A 13584-nucleotide genomic window follows, 5' to 3' on the forward strand; every position below is an offset into this window, starting at 1 on the left:
GAGGAAGATTGATGGCTAATGCATATCGGCAAGCAGGAGTTGACATAGAAGCAGGATACGAATCCGTCGATCGGATCAAGAAGCACGTCAAGCGGACTGCCCGGGAAGGCGTCCTTGGTCAGTTGGGGAGCTTCGGCGGCATGTTCGATCTCTCGGCATTGAACTTGAAGGAGCCGGTCCTCGTCTCCGGGACGGACGGAGTCGGGACGAAGCTGAAGCTCGCCTTCCAGGCGGATCGCCATGATACAATCGGCATCGACTGCGTCGCCATGTGTGTGAATGACATCGTGGTCCAAGGAGCGGAACCATTATATTTCCTTGATTATATTGCCACTGGCAAAGCCGTTCCGGAAAAGATCGAAGCGATCGTCAAAGGGATTGCCGACGGCTGCGAGCAGGCAGGCTGTGCCCTGATCGGCGGGGAAACCGCAGAAATGCCGGGCATGTACGCAGATGATGAATATGACATTGCCGGATTTTCCGTTGGTGCCTGCGAGAAGAAGGCGATCGTGACGGGAGAAGAGATCCGCGAAGGTGACGTTCTCATCGGCCTCGCATCAAGCGGCATCCACAGTAACGGCTATTCCCTCGTAAGGAAGGTCTTCTTCGATGATCATGATTTCGACCTTGAATCCGTGCTCCCTGGATGGGAAGCCCCTCTTGGTGAAGTCCTCCTGACACCGACGAAGATTTACGTGAAGCCGGTACTGGAGACACTGAAGACATTCACCATCAAAGGAATGAGCCATGTGACGGGCGGTGGATTCATCGAGAACATTCCACGGATGCTTCCCGATGGACTGAAAGCCCATATCACCGAAGGGGAGTGGGACATCCCTCCGATCTTCGGAGCCCTTGAAGAATACGGCCGCATCCCGAGGGAAGAGATGTACAACATCTTCAATATGGGGATCGGATTCGTTATGGCCGTGGAGAAGGATGCAGCTGAAGAGGTTCTTGCCTTCTTGAATGGCATCGACGCAGGAGCGGCTATCATCGGTCATGTCGCCGCAGGGAACGGCGTGACGATTTCGACTGCCACAGGAAGCGGACGATGATGAAGAAGATTGCCGTGTTTGCATCGGGGAGTGGAAGCAATTTTCAATCGATCGTGGATGAAATTGACAGCGGTACCCTTGAAGCCGATGTCAAATTGCTTGTATGCGATCGCCCCGGTGCCCGGGCGACAGAGCGTGCGGAAGCGGCAGGAATCCCTGTCTTCTCCTTCCGGGCGAAAGAGTATGAGAGCAAGGAAGCCTTCGAAGGTGAAATCGTCCGTGAACTGAGGGCGTCGGGCGTGGAGTTCATCGTCCTTGCGGGATACATGAGGCTGATCGGGCCGACGCTCCTCAAGGCATTCGACGGAAAGATCGTCAATATCCATCCGTCCATCCTTCCGGCTTTTCCCGGTAAGGATGCCATCGGGCAGGCGTTCGACGGTGGGGTGAAGGTGACCGGAGTAACGATTCATTATGTGGACGCCGGAATGGATACCGGTGAAATCATTGCTCAAGAAGCCGTGACCGTGGAGGCCGATGAAACAAGGGAGTCCCTTCAGCACAAGATTCAGGCGGTTGAGCACCGTCTGTACCCGGAAACGTTGAAACAGCTGTTCCAAGCAAAAAAGTGACAAGTATGTCGCTTTAATATGGTAGAGTGGTAACGTAGGAAGTAACTAACACCCTGAGGAGGATTCACATTGAAAAAAAGAGCATTGATCAGTGTTTCGGATAAAAGCGGAGTGATCGAATTTGCAAGCGAGCTCCGGGCATTGGGTTTTGAGATCATTTCGACAGGAGGGACAAAGCGTCTTCTTCGTGACAGCGGGGTAGAAGTCATCGGAGTAGAAGAAGTGACTGGGTTCCCTGAGATCCTTGAAGGGCGCGTCAAGACCCTTCATCCGTTCATTCATGGTGGGCTACTGGCCAAGCGCGGCGAGGAAAGCCATCTTGAGCAGATGAAAGAGCAGGGCATCGAAGGAATCGATCTAGTCTGTGTGAACCTGTATCCATTCCAACAAACGATCTCCAAACCGAATGTCGAAGCGGATGAGGCCATCGAGAACATCGACATCGGTGGACCGACGATGCTTCGTGCCGCAGCAAAGAATCATCAATATGTCACCGTCGTCGTCGATCACCTTGATTACGAAGACGTGCTGGTCGAGCTCAAAGTCAATGGAGTCGTTCCTCATGAGAAGCGCAGGAAGCTGGCTGCAAAAGTATTCCGCCATACAGCCGCGTATGATGCCTATATCGCAGAGTACATGACTGAGCTTGCAGGCGAGGAGAACCCTGAGCGCCTCACCCGTACATTCGAGCTCAAGCAGACGCTCCGATACGGTGAAAATCCACATCAGGAAGCATCCTTCTATCGTTCTGCCCTTGGGTCGGATTTCTCCATTGCCATGGCAAGACAGCTTCACGGGAAGGAGCTTTCCTATAACAACATCAGCGATGCCAATGCAGCCCTTCAGATCGTTAAGGAATTCGACGGTCCGGCAGCGGTCGCCGTCAAGCATATGAACCCTTGCGGCGTCGGAGTCGGGGAAACGATTCTCGAAGCGTACGAAAAGGCGTATGAAGCGGACTCCACGTCCATTTTCGGCGGCATCGTCGCCTTGAACCGCCAGGTGGATGAAGCGACAGCCAGGTTGCTTCATGAGATTTTCCTTGAGATCGTCATCGCGCCTGCATTCAGCGATGAAGCATTCGAGATCCTTTCAGGCAAGAAGAATATCAGGCTCATGACCGTACCGTTTGATTCCGTGAAGAAAACGGAGCGTCGTTTGACATCGGTTGAGGGAGGCCTCCTTGTACAGGCAGACGATACGCATACCCTCGAGCAGGCAGATGTCCGCGTCGTGACGAAGCGTCAACCGACAGAAGAAGAGTGGGATGCATTGAAGCTCGGATGGAAAGTCGTCAAACACGTGAAATCCAATGCCATCGTCGTGACGGACGATCAGATGACACTCGGCGTCGGTGCCGGTCAGATGAATCGTGTCGGCGCCGCCAAGATCGCCCTTGAACAGGCGGGTGAACGAGCGAAGGGTGCGTCCCTCGCGTCCGATGCTTTCTTCCCGATGGGAGATACGGTAGAGACGGCAGCGTCAGCCGGTATCACAGCCATCATCCAACCAGGCGGGTCGATCCGCGACGAAGAATCGATACAAATGGCCGATGAGCACGGAATCGCCATGGTCTTCACAGGCGTACGTCATTTCAAACATTAAGGTCATTCTGCCCCTCCTGAATGTGAGGGGCTTCCCTATCAAAAGGAGGTTCTACTGATGAACGTGTTAGTGATTGGACGTGGCGGCCGTGAGCATGCCATCTGCAAAAAGCTTGCCGAAAGTGACAGTGTGTCGAAAGTGTATTGTGCTCCCGGGAATGCGGGCATCTCCGAGGTGGCGCAGCTTGTGCCGATCCAGGAGACGAATATCCGGGCCCTAGTGGAGTTTGCCAGGGCGGAAAAGCTTGATTTCACATTCGTCGGTCCGGAAAATCCCCTTCTGGAAGGGATCGTCGATGTATTCAGGGCGGAGTCGCTTCCGATCTTCGGTCCGACCAAGGATGCGGCAATCATTGAAGGAAGCAAATCGTTCTCCAAGCAGCTCATGAAGGATTACGGGATCCCGACAGCGGATTATGAAGTATTCACCGATGCTGCGGATGCCATTGAATATGTAAAGAGGAAAGGTGCACCCATCGTCATCAAAGCCGATGGTCTTGCAGCCGGTAAAGGGGTCGTTGTAGCCGGCACGTTGGAGGAAGCGGTCGGTGCCCTGGAAGACATGCTCGTGAATGCCCGCTTCGGCGACGCATCCCAGAAGGTAGTGGTGGAAGAGTGTCTGTTCGGTGAAGAATTCTCCCTCATGGCCTTTGTGGACGGGAAGACCGTCCACCCCATGGTGATCGCACAGGATCACAAGCGTGCCCATGACGGGGATGAAGGACCGAATACAGGCGGGATGGGGGCATACTCCCCGGTTCCCCATATTCCTGACGCGGTGGTGCAGGATGCCGTGAAGACCGTCCTCGAACCGACGGCGCGAGCCATGGTCGAAGAAGGTCGCCCGTTCACGGGGATTCTGTATGCAGGTTTGATGCTCACGAGTAATGGCCCGAAAGTCATTGAATTCAATGCGCGCTTCGGCGATCCTGAAACCCAGGTGGTACTGCCGCGGCTGACATCCGACTTCGGCCTTGTGGTGAAAGACTTGATCGAAGGGAAGGACGTGTCCCTGGAGTGGAGCGAGGAAGCAGTGGTCGGTGTCGTTCTCGCTGCCGAGGGCTACCCTGGGTCCTACAGGAAGGGCGTTCCGATCCCGGACTTGAGCGCGTTTGAACTTGTGTACCACGCAGGAACGGAGACGGGTGAAACAGGACTAGTCTCAAACGGAGGAAGAGTCCTTCTCACAGCGGCGAAGGGACCTTCGGTTGAACAGGCCATGGAAGCCGTCTATGAAAAACTTGGACGGCTGGAAACGCCGGGTCTCTTTTACCGAACGGATATCGGTGCCAAGGCTATCGGACGCGTTTCTTCCTGACGCGTTTCACATAGACGAACAGGAATGCCACGATCCCTCCGATGATGGACAGGAGGACATAAGACATATCCGTGATGTATTCAAGCATGTTTCATCACTCCTTTTCATACGAATGAGAGTGCCGGGATCCCCGGCACTCTTTACTTTGTATCTCAGTTCTTTGTGAAGCCGGAATCAGGAATCCCGCCTTTTAACGCTTTGGCTACCTCATCATTGGAGAATTGCTCCGGGTTGAACTCACTTTTCTTTTCTTGATGCGGTTCCGGATGCACAGGGGTATGCTTGGCCGGTTCGTGCTGATTGTGGTGCTCGTGACCCCCATGCTCGTCCTTCTTATTCCAAGAGAACATATCTTTCATGTTCATGCCTTTGTCAGAGTCCCTTCCCATAAGGTCTGTGACCGGACAGTATTTCAGGAATCCTTCCCCAATCTTCATGGCGGCGACGGCTGCGACGAGCAAATAGGACTTTCTCCAAGGGCGTTTGACAAGCTTTGCTGTGGTCCAGGCGAGGAGGGTGAAACCGATGGTGATCCTCACGAGGGCGTTGATGATTCCGATGTTTGATGATACCTTCATTTCCTTCATCTCCTTGAGTGTAAAATTCACATAATTGTTTAAACCTTTACTGCGTTAAATAGTAAAATATGTTAGCATGGGAACTATACTATTATCATTCCACTAGAGGAGTGTTCACATTGGAACAACGCTACAGATGGAAGAACAAAGAGCTGAGAGAACATGTACAGGTGCTGGATGGACAGCGCTCCCCTAGCATGCTCCTGAAGAATGCCACATACCTACATTCGACTCTCAAGAAATGGGTTGAGGGCCATATCTGGATCGATCGCGACCGCATCGTATATGCCGGAGACCGCCTGCCGGAAGATACATCGGACTGCGAGATCATCGATTGCCGCTCCCACTATCTTGTTCCGGGATACATCGAACCGCATGTTCACCCGTTTCAGCTTTATAATCCCCAGACTTTCACCAAATATGCATCTCAGACCGGAACAACGACATTTATCAACGACAATCTGATGATGTTTTTATTATCGGGAAAAAAGAAAGCGTTTACTTTATTGAAAGAGCTCAAAAAACTACCTGTGACCATGTACTGGTGGACACGGTTCGATTCACAGACAGAGATGGTACAGGAAGAAACGACGTTCTCGAATCGGGAAGTGAAATCTTGGCTGGAGCATGATGCGGTCATCCAGGGCGGGGAACTGACGGCGTGGCCGCGCCTCCTTGAGGGGGATGATCTCATTCTTCACTGGATGCAGGAAGCGAAGAGGATGGGCAAGGCCGTCGAAGGCCATCTACCGGGTGCTTCGGATAAGACGATCGCGAAGCTCCGCCTTCTCGGGATCGACGGAGATCATGAATCCATGACCGGCGAAGACGTGTATAAGCGCCTTCTCCAAGGGCTGACGGTCACCTTGAGGCACTCGTCCATCCGACCGGATTTGCCGGTTTTACTGGAAGGACTGAAGGAGCAGGGAATCGACACATATGATTCCCTCCTATTCACGACAGATGGGTCTACTCCGGCCTTTTACGAAGATGGTGTGATGAACGGCTTGATCAATATGGCCATCGAAAGCGGCATCCCTGAAGTCGAAGCGTTCAACATGGCAAGCTATAATGCGGCCAGACATTACGGGATCGGGCATCTTCATGGGATGATTGCGACGGGACGCGTGGCCAACATCAACTTCCTGAAGAAGAAGGACGATGCAACACCCGTTTCGGTTCTTGCGAAAGGGAAGTGGGTACTGAAGGACGGGGAACCAGTGAAAGAGGATACGGTCATCTCTTGGTCGACCAATGGGTTCAAGCCCCTCGATCTCAACTGGGAGGCAGGATATGATGATATGCAGTTCTCCATGCCGTTCGGAATCGAAATGGTCAATGACGTCATCACGAAGCCGTATTCCATTGCGATCAATCCATCCCAGGATGTACTCTCTACGGAGCACGATGAATCCTTCCTCCTTATGCTAGGCCGCGGAGGGAAGTGGAGGATCTCGACGATGATCAAAGGATTCGCTCACTCTGTCATGGGGTTTGCGTCATCGTACTCCAATACGGGGGACATCATCGTCATCGGGAAGAGCAAGCCCGACATGATTGCGGCGTTCAACCGCATGAAGGAGCTGGGCGGAGGCATCGTCCTGACGGAAAACGGGGAAGTCGTCCAGGAAATCCCCCTTCCATTGAGTGGGATCCTTTCCGACAAGGAGATGCCTGAATTGATCGGGGAAGAAAAGGCACTGAAAGAGGCCCTGATCGAGAGGGGCTACACGTTTGCCGATCCCATCTATACCCTGCTCTTCCTTCAGTCTACCCATCTTCCGTACATCCGTGTCACACCGAAAGGAATCTATGATGTCATGAATAAAACGGTACTCTTTCCGACGATAATGCGTTAAAATATGAAAGTAAGTTCATTTTAATAAAATAGGGGTGTTCAGCATGCTTGTTCGTTTCATGGCCATTGCCATAAGCGTGCTCACACTTGTCGCATGCAGCTCAAATCAGCCAACGAATCCGACTGACAATGAAGATGCCGTCCCAGTATCAGAAGACAAGACAGGTGCTGAGTCCCACTCTCCTTTAACAGGGGAAGTCCAGGATGAAGGAAACGGCAGGTCCATCGCCGTCATGATCAATAATCATCCGAAGGCAAGACCACAATCAGGCTTATCCCAGGCGGATATCGTCTATGAAATCCTCGCCGAAGGGAATATTACCCGATTTTTGGCCATCTTTCAGAGTGAATGGCCTGAGAATGTGGGTCCTGTAAGGAGTGCAAGGGATTATTATATCAGTCTCGCAAAGGGGTATGACAGTCTGTTCATCGCACATGGTTATTCGCCTGATGCGAAAAAGATCCTTCAGGGCGGCTCTGTTGATAACCTGAATGGTATCAGCTATGATGGAACATTGTTCAAACGGGCAAGCTCACGGAAGGCACCCCATAATTCCTATATCACGTTCGAGAACATCAAGAAGGGTGCCGACGATCTGGGGTATGACCTTTCCGCCCCACCCAAGAATCTCGCTTTCTCAGATGATCCGGCAAAAGGGAAGGCTGCAGGCTCAGTCATGGTATCCTATGAGGATCCTTCCTTTGATTCCACTTTCATCTATAACAGAGATGAAGGCAAATACGAACGGTATTCAGCAGGCGACCAAACCGTGGATGACGGAACAAAAAATCCCGTCCTCATCGAGAATCTATTGATCATCCAAGCGCGTCATGAGGTCGTCGACACCTCGGGCAGACGGATGATCGACTTCGAAAGCGGAGGGAAGGCCTACCTGATCCAAGATGGCATCCTCCGGGACGTCAACTGGAAGAACGACGGGGGACGCATCCTCCCTTATCAGGACGGAAAACCGATTCCTTTCCACCCGGGCCACACGTGGATCTCTGTGATACCCGATTCTCCGGGACTATCGGAAGCCGTATCCTATGAAGAGGGCAGATGATCTTCTTCTCAGCGCGTTACGGCACTAATTTTTAGCAAATAAAGGAGTATACCATTATGCAAATCAATAAACTTAGGGGCAAAGAACTCGATCAGCTCTTCAATGCCGTCCTTTCACTTCAGGATCTGGAAGAGTGCTATCGTTTCTTCGATGACCTTTGTACCATCAATGAAATTCAATCACTGGCTCAGCGCCTTGAGGTGGCACGCATGCTTCAGGACGGGAATACCTATCATAAAATCGAAACGGAGACCGGTGCCAGTACCGCCACCATCTCACGTGTCAAACGCTGCTTGAACTATGGGAACGATACGTATCAACTTGTGCTCGACCGCGTTCATAAAAAAGATGATAAAGAGGAAGACAGCTGATTGCAGCCGTCTTTCTTTTTTTGTCCGGCGGGTGATTCCTTCAACTTTTTTACAGCCGACGATGGTATGCGATGCCTGTCCGTAAATGATATAATACGTTAGATGGAAGAATGAATGGAGGAACGACAGTATGTATGATGTCCGGCAGTGGAGCCATGTGTTTAAATTAGATCCGAACAAAACCATAGAAGATGGAGAGCTTGAAGCCATCTGTGAATCCGGGACCGATGCCATCCTGGTAGGGGGGACGGACGGTGTGACCCTTGAGAATGTCCTGGATTTGATGGCTCGTGTGCGGCGCTATACGGTTCCCTGTATCCTTGAAGTATCGGATATGGAATCCCTGACACCGGGATTCGACTTGTATTTCATCCCCATGGTCTTGAACAGTTCGGACACCGACTGGGTGACGGGATTGCATCATCAAGCCGTGAAGGAATACGGAGAAATCATGAACTGGGAGGAGATCCTGGTGGAGGGGTACTGCATCATGAACCCCGACTGCAAGGCGGCACAGCTGACCGGCGCAACAGGCGCCCTCGATGCTGAAGATGCAGCAGCCTATGCCCGCATGGCCGAAGAGATGTTCCACCTGCCGATCTTCTACTTGGAGTACAGTGGAATGTATGGGGATATCGATACGGTCAAAGAAGTGAGCGACGCCCTGAATGAGACGACGTTCTTCTACGGCGGGGGCATCTCGAATGCCCGTCAAGCAAAAGAGATAGCTGCCATCGCCGATGTGATTGTGGTCGGCAATGCCGTGTATGATAATCTGAAAGAAGCGCTCAAAACCGTGAAAGCTGTAAAAGGATAAAAGTAGCCATTGGCCTTAGCATAAAGTATAATGATAAAAAATAGAACGTATGTTCGTTATGGTGGTGAAGAGAATGCAATTTTTGACTGATCGATTATTGAACGGGATGAATCCACAGCAGGCAGAAGCCGTAAAGGCGACCGATGGCCCTCTGTTGATCATGGCAGGTGCAGGCTCCGGGAAGACGAGGGTGTTGACCCACCGGATCGCCTATCTGATGGTGGAAAAAGGAGTCAATCCTTATAATATACTGGCCATCACGTTTACGAATAAAGCGGCAAGGGAGATGAAGGAGCGGATCACGAATATTCTCGGTGGAGCGTCCGAGAGTATCTGGATTTCCACCTTCCACAGTATGTGTGTACGGATCCTCAGAAGGGACATCGACCGGATCGGCATCAACCGGAACTTCACGATCCTTGATACGACGGATCAGCAGTCTGTCATCAAGTCGATCCTGAAGGACCGCAACATCGATCCGAAGAAATTCGATCCACGATCGATCCTCGGCTCGATCAGCTCAGCGAAGAATGAACTGATCCCCCCTGAAGAATTCGCGAAGAATGCAGGGAGCTATTATGATCAGGTCGTTTCCGATGTGTACACGGAATACCAGAGACGCCTCAGGAAGAATCAGGCACTCGACTTCGATGATCTGATCATGACGACGATCCAGCTGTTCCAAAGGGTGCCGGAAGTGCTTGAATTCTATCAGCGCAAATTCCAATATATCCATGTGGATGAGTATCAGGATACGAACAGGGCCCAGTACATGCTCGTCAAGCTCATGGCGTCGCGCTTCCAGAATCTCTGTGTCGTCGGTGACTCCGATCAGTCCATTTATAAATGGCGCGGTGCCGACATTGCCAATATCCTATCCTTCGAGAAGGATTACCCGAGGGCCAAAGTCATCCTCCTCGAGCAGAATTACCGCTCGACGAAGCGGATCCTCCAGGCGGCGAACGAAGTCATCCAGAAGAATTCGAATCGGAAGCCGAAGAACCTGTGGACGGAAAACCATGACGGTGAGAAAATTTCTTATTTCAGAGCGGATACGGAACAATCCGAAGCTCAGTTCGTAACAGGTAAAATCAAGGAAATGGTGGATGCAGGAAAGCGGAAATACTCCGACTTTGCCATCCTGTATCGGACCAATGCACAGTCCCGTGTTATGGAGGAAGTTCTCCTCAAATCGAATATTGAATACGCCATCGTCGGCGGAATCAAGTTCTACGATCGTAAAGAGATTAAGGACATCCTGGCCTATCTGCGTCTCATTTCGAACCCTGATGATGACATCAGCCTGCAAAGGGTCATCAACGTACCGAAACGGGGAGTGGGGGCGACGTCCCTCGATAAGATTGCCCGATATGCCCAGGACCATGATATTTCCATGTTCACGGCCCTTGAAGAAGCCGATTTCATCGGATTGAGCCCGAAAATCACCAAAGCCGTGATTGAATTCAAGGAAATGATCAAAGGCTATACAGGAATGCAGGAGTATCTGTCCGTCACGGAACTCGTGGAAGAGATCCTCGATAAGTCGGGATACAACGACATGCTGAAGGCAGAGAAATCCATTGAATCCCAAAGCCGCCTCGAGAACTTGGACGAGTTCCTTTCTGTTACCAAGGAGTTCGAGAAATCGAATGAGGATAAGAGTCTGGTGGCCTTCCTGACAGACCTTGCCCTTGTAGCGGATATCGACAAGTTGGATGAAGACGATAAGCCGAAGGATTCCGTCATCCTGATGACGCTCCATGCGGCGAAGGGTCTTGAGTTCCCGGTGGTCTTCCTGATGGGGATGGAAGAAGGGGTATTCCCTCATAGTCGATCCCTTATGGAAGAAGACGAGATGGAGGAAGAGCGCAGGCTTGCGTATGTCGGTATCACCCGTGCAGAGGAAGAACTGTATATCTCGAATGCGCAGATGCGGACCCTCTTCGGGCAGACAAAGATGAATCCTGTCTCGCGATTCATCAATGAAATCCCGGCAGATCTGCTGGATAACGTGGTAACCGAGAAGAAAAGCGCCATCTCCTTCCAGTCATCCCGCCCGGCTGCGCGCCCGGCACCGAGAAAACCGGTTTCACGTCCGGCACCGGCATCCGGAGGAGCTGCTGCAAGCTGGCAGGTCGGTGATAAAGCACAGCATAAAAAATGGGGAACAGGCACCGTGGTCAGCGTAAAAGGCTCCGGTGACGGTGTCGAACTCGACATCGCCTTCCCGAGTCCGACGGGGATCAAGCGCCTCCTGGCGAAATTCGCCCCGATTGAAAAAGTGTGAACAACCTACAAATCGTCTGAAAGGGCTGTGTGGAAATGGAACGACAATCAGCTGAAAAGCGCGTGCAGGAGCTGCACGAAACCTTGAATCAGTATAACTATGAATATCATGTACTCGACAAGCCGTCGGTTCCGGATTCCGAATATGACCAGCGTCTGAGGGAGCTCATCGAACTTGAGGACCAATTTCCGGACCTGAAGTCGCCGGATTCCCCTACGCAAAGGGTCGGCGGGGCAATCCTTGATTTCTTTGAAAAAGTCGAGCACAGGACGCCCATGCTCAGTCTCGGGAATGCCTTCAACGAGCAGGATCTGCGGGATTTCGATAGACGTGTCCGCCAGGCAGTCGGCGACGATTTTTCCTATGTATGCGAGCTGAAGATCGATGGACTTGCCGTTTCCCTCCGCTATGAGGGCGGCCGCTTCGTTCAGGGTGCAACCCGGGGGGATGGTTCCATCGGCGAAGACATCACCTCCAACCTGAAGACGATCCGCTCGATTCCCTTGAAAGTGAAAGACACGGCCGCATTTGAAGTGAGGGGCGAGGCGTTCATGCCGAAGCGGTCGTTCGAAGCATTGAATGCCGCGAAAGAAGAGCGGGGAGAAGAACCGTTTGCCAATCCGCGGAACGCAGCGGCCGGCTCCCTTCGTCAGCTTGATCCGAAAATCGCGGCTTCGCGGAACCTAGATATCTTCCTTTATGCCCTGGCGGAAATCGGAGATATGGGGATCGAGTCGCACAGCGAGGGGCTAGATCGCCTGGATGAACTGGGTTTTAAGACGAATCCGGAGCGCAAACGGTGCGCCACGATTGAAGAAGTATTGGAATACGTGGAGAAATGGACGCAGGGCCGCCCTGATCTCTCGTATGATATCGATGGGATCGTCATCAAAGTGGATGCCCTCGATCAACAGAGTGAACTCGGGACGACGGCGAAGAGCCCAAGATGGGCCATCGCCTTCAAGTTTCCGGCGGAAGAAGTCGTTACGATCCTGAAGGACATCGAGCTGAGTGTCGGACGCACCGGTGTGGTGACGCCGACTGCAATCCTCGAGCCTGTCAGGGTTGCAGGGACGACCGTTCAACGGGCCTCCCTGCATAATGAAGACCTTATCCGGGAGAAAGACATCAAGATCGGCGACCACGTTGTGATCAAAAAGGCAGGGGATATCATCCCTGAAGTAGTGAATGTACTCGAAGAAAAGCGTACCGGCGAAGAACAGGAATTCTCCATGCCGACCCACTGTCCCGAGTGTGAAAGCGAACTGGTGAGACTGGAAGGAGAGGTCGCCCTCCGGTGCATCAATCCGAAATGTCCCGCTCAGATCAGGGAAGGACTCATCCATTTCGTTTCACGGAATGCCATGAACATCGACGGACTGGGAGAGAAGGTCATTAGCCAGTTGTTCAGGGAACAGCTCATTGAAGATGTAGCCGACCTGTATCGACTGGAACGTGAGCAGCTCCTCGCCCTTGAACGGATGGGGGAGAAGTCCGTTGATAATCTCCTTGCTGCCATCGAAGCATCGAAGAAGAACTCACTTGAAAAGTTGCTGTTCGGCCTCGGGATCCGTCATGTCGGTGCCAAAGCCGCCAAGACCCTGTCCCAGGAATTCGGGACGATGGACAAGCTATCCTCGGCCTCTGCTGAAGAGCTGACGGCTGTCAATGAGATCGGCGGGAAAATGGCTGAAGCCATCGTCGCCTATTTCGAGAACGAAGAAGTACAGGAGCTGCTCCAGGAATTGAAGGATGCCGGAGTGAATATGGAATATAAAGGACCGAAACCGGTCGCTGCAAGCGACGTGGACTCCTATTTCGCAGGGAAGACCATCGTCCTTACAGGGAAGATCGAACAGCTCAGCAGGAATGAAGCAAAAGAACGGATCGAAGCCCTCGGAGGCAAGGTGACAGGAAGCGTGAGCAAGAAAACCGATCTCGTCATTGCGGGGGAAGAAGCAGGTTCCAAGCTGACGAAGGCCAATGAGCTGGAGATCGAGGTTTGGGATGAGGGTAAGCTGTTGGAAGAACTAAACCGATAAGAGGTGTAGCAACGA

General features: G+C 52.2%; 12 protein-coding genes. 10 read left to right on the top strand and 2 right to left on the bottom strand.

Going from position 1 to position 13584, the window contains the following annotated elements; all coding sequences use genetic code 11:
* Positions 1–11 precede the first annotated feature (11 nt).
* The 4 genes from purM (at position 12) to purD (ending at position 4552) form a co-directional block, all read left to right on the top strand.
* Positions 12–1058 (top strand): phosphoribosylformylglycinamidine cyclo-ligase, encoded by a 1047-nt coding sequence (purM, locus tag K6T23_RS02125; protein ID WP_238283488.1) that lies wholly within the window; start codon positions 12–14, stop codon positions 1056–1058.
* On the top strand, positions 1058–1630 hold the full coding sequence (gene purN, locus K6T23_RS02130) for a phosphoribosylglycinamide formyltransferase (RefSeq protein ID WP_238284364.1): 573 nt from the start codon (positions 1058–1060) through the stop codon (positions 1628–1630). Before purM ends, purN begins: the two co-directional genes overlap by 1 nt.
* Before the next feature lie 69 nt (positions 1631–1699).
* Entirely contained in the window at positions 1700–3235 is a 1536-nt protein-coding gene (purH, locus tag K6T23_RS02135) for a bifunctional phosphoribosylaminoimidazolecarboxamide formyltransferase/IMP cyclohydrolase (RefSeq protein WP_238283489.1), read from the top strand.
* Between the two features lie 57 nt (positions 3236–3292).
* Positions 3293–4552 carry a phosphoribosylamine--glycine ligase gene (purD, locus tag K6T23_RS02140; protein WP_238283490.1) on the top strand — a complete coding sequence of 420 codons (1260 nt, stop codon included), beginning with the start codon at positions 3293–3295 and terminating at the stop codon, positions 4550–4552.
* On the opposite strand, the gene K6T23_RS22240 is transcribed toward purD, so the two are convergent.
* On the bottom strand, positions 4530–4640 hold the full coding sequence (locus tag K6T23_RS22240) for an EYxxD motif small membrane protein (protein ID WP_323856363.1): 111 nt from the start codon (positions 4638–4640) through the stop codon (positions 4530–4532). The two genes, purD and K6T23_RS22240, sit on opposite strands and share 23 nt — an antisense overlap.
* A 64-nt stretch (positions 4641–4704) precedes the next feature.
* Entirely contained in the window at positions 4705–5130 is a 426-nt protein-coding gene (locus tag K6T23_RS02145) for a YgaP family membrane protein (protein WP_079514583.1), read from the bottom strand.
* A 68-nt stretch (positions 5131–5198) separates the two neighbouring features.
* Here K6T23_RS02145 and K6T23_RS02150 point away from each other — a divergent pair, with 68 nt between their 5' ends.
* The 6 genes from K6T23_RS02150 to ligA all read left to right on the top strand — a co-directional run bounded on the left by K6T23_RS02150 (position 5199) and on the right by ligA (position 13569).
* Positions 5199–6989 (top strand): adenine deaminase C-terminal domain-containing protein, encoded by a 1791-nt coding sequence (locus K6T23_RS02150; protein ID WP_238283491.1) that lies wholly within the window; start codon positions 5199–5201, stop codon positions 6987–6989.
* 43 nt (positions 6990–7032) lie between these two features.
* The gene (locus K6T23_RS02155) at positions 7033–8052 is read left to right on the top strand and encodes a DUF3048 domain-containing protein (RefSeq protein ID WP_238283492.1); all 1020 of its coding nucleotides are present in this window, start codon (positions 7033–7035) and stop codon (positions 8050–8052) included.
* 56 nt (positions 8053–8108) lie between these two features.
* A complete protein-coding gene (locus tag K6T23_RS02160; protein WP_056532519.1) occupies positions 8109–8423 on the top strand; it encodes a YerC/YecD family TrpR-related protein in 315 nt (104 codons plus the stop codon).
* 130 nt (positions 8424–8553) lie between these two features.
* Positions 8554–9240, top strand: a complete 687-nt coding sequence (pcrB, locus tag K6T23_RS02165) for a heptaprenylglyceryl phosphate synthase (protein ID WP_238283493.1) — start codon at positions 8554–8556, stop codon at positions 9238–9240.
* Positions 9241–9313: 73 nt separating this feature from the next.
* A complete protein-coding gene (pcrA, locus tag K6T23_RS02170) occupies positions 9314–11527 on the top strand; it encodes a DNA helicase PcrA (protein ID WP_053428902.1) in 2214 nt (737 codons plus the stop codon).
* A 35-nt stretch (positions 11528–11562) separates the two neighbouring features.
* Positions 11563–13569, top strand: coding sequence for an NAD-dependent DNA ligase LigA (gene ligA, locus K6T23_RS02175; RefSeq protein WP_238284365.1), 2007 nt, complete (start codon positions 11563–11565; stop codon positions 13567–13569).
* The last annotated feature ends 15 nt before the right edge of the window (positions 13570–13584 follow it).

Origin of the sequence: Rossellomorea marisflavi (genome assembly GCF_022170785.1) — a bacterium.
Taxonomy (GTDB): Bacteria; Bacillota; Bacilli; order Bacillales; family Bacillaceae_B; genus Rossellomorea; species Rossellomorea marisflavi_B.

Excerpts from the sequence above, each read along its gene's own strand:
- purM (WP_238283488.1), top strand. The coding sequence starts at position 12 with ATGGCTAATGCATATCGGCAAGCAGGAGTTGACATAGAAGCAGGATAC.
- purN (WP_238284364.1), top strand. The coding sequence starts at position 1,058 with ATGAAGAAGATTGCCGTGTTTGCATCGGGGAGTGGAAGCAATTTTCAA.
- purD (WP_238283490.1), top strand. The coding sequence starts at position 3,293 with ATGAACGTGTTAGTGATTGGACGTGGCGGCCGTGAGCATGCCATCTGC.
- K6T23_RS22240 (WP_323856363.1), bottom strand. The coding sequence starts at position 4,640 with ATGCTTGAATACATCACGGATATGTCTTATGTCCTCCTGTCCATCATC.
- K6T23_RS02145 (WP_079514583.1), bottom strand. The coding sequence starts at position 5,130 with ATGAAGGTATCATCAAACATCGGAATCATCAACGCCCTCGTGAGGATC.
- K6T23_RS02150 (WP_238283491.1), top strand. The coding sequence starts at position 5,199 with ATGTTAGCATGGGAACTATACTATTATCATTCCACTAGAGGAGTGTTC.
- K6T23_RS02155 (WP_238283492.1), top strand. The coding sequence starts at position 7,033 with ATGCTTGTTCGTTTCATGGCCATTGCCATAAGCGTGCTCACACTTGTC.
- K6T23_RS02160 (WP_056532519.1), top strand. The coding sequence starts at position 8,109 with ATGCAAATCAATAAACTTAGGGGCAAAGAACTCGATCAGCTCTTCAAT.
- pcrB (WP_238283493.1), top strand. The coding sequence starts at position 8,554 with ATGTATGATGTCCGGCAGTGGAGCCATGTGTTTAAATTAGATCCGAAC.
- pcrA (WP_053428902.1), top strand. The coding sequence starts at position 9,314 with ATGCAATTTTTGACTGATCGATTATTGAACGGGATGAATCCACAGCAG.
- ligA (WP_238284365.1), top strand. The coding sequence starts at position 11,563 with ATGGAACGACAATCAGCTGAAAAGCGCGTGCAGGAGCTGCACGAAACC.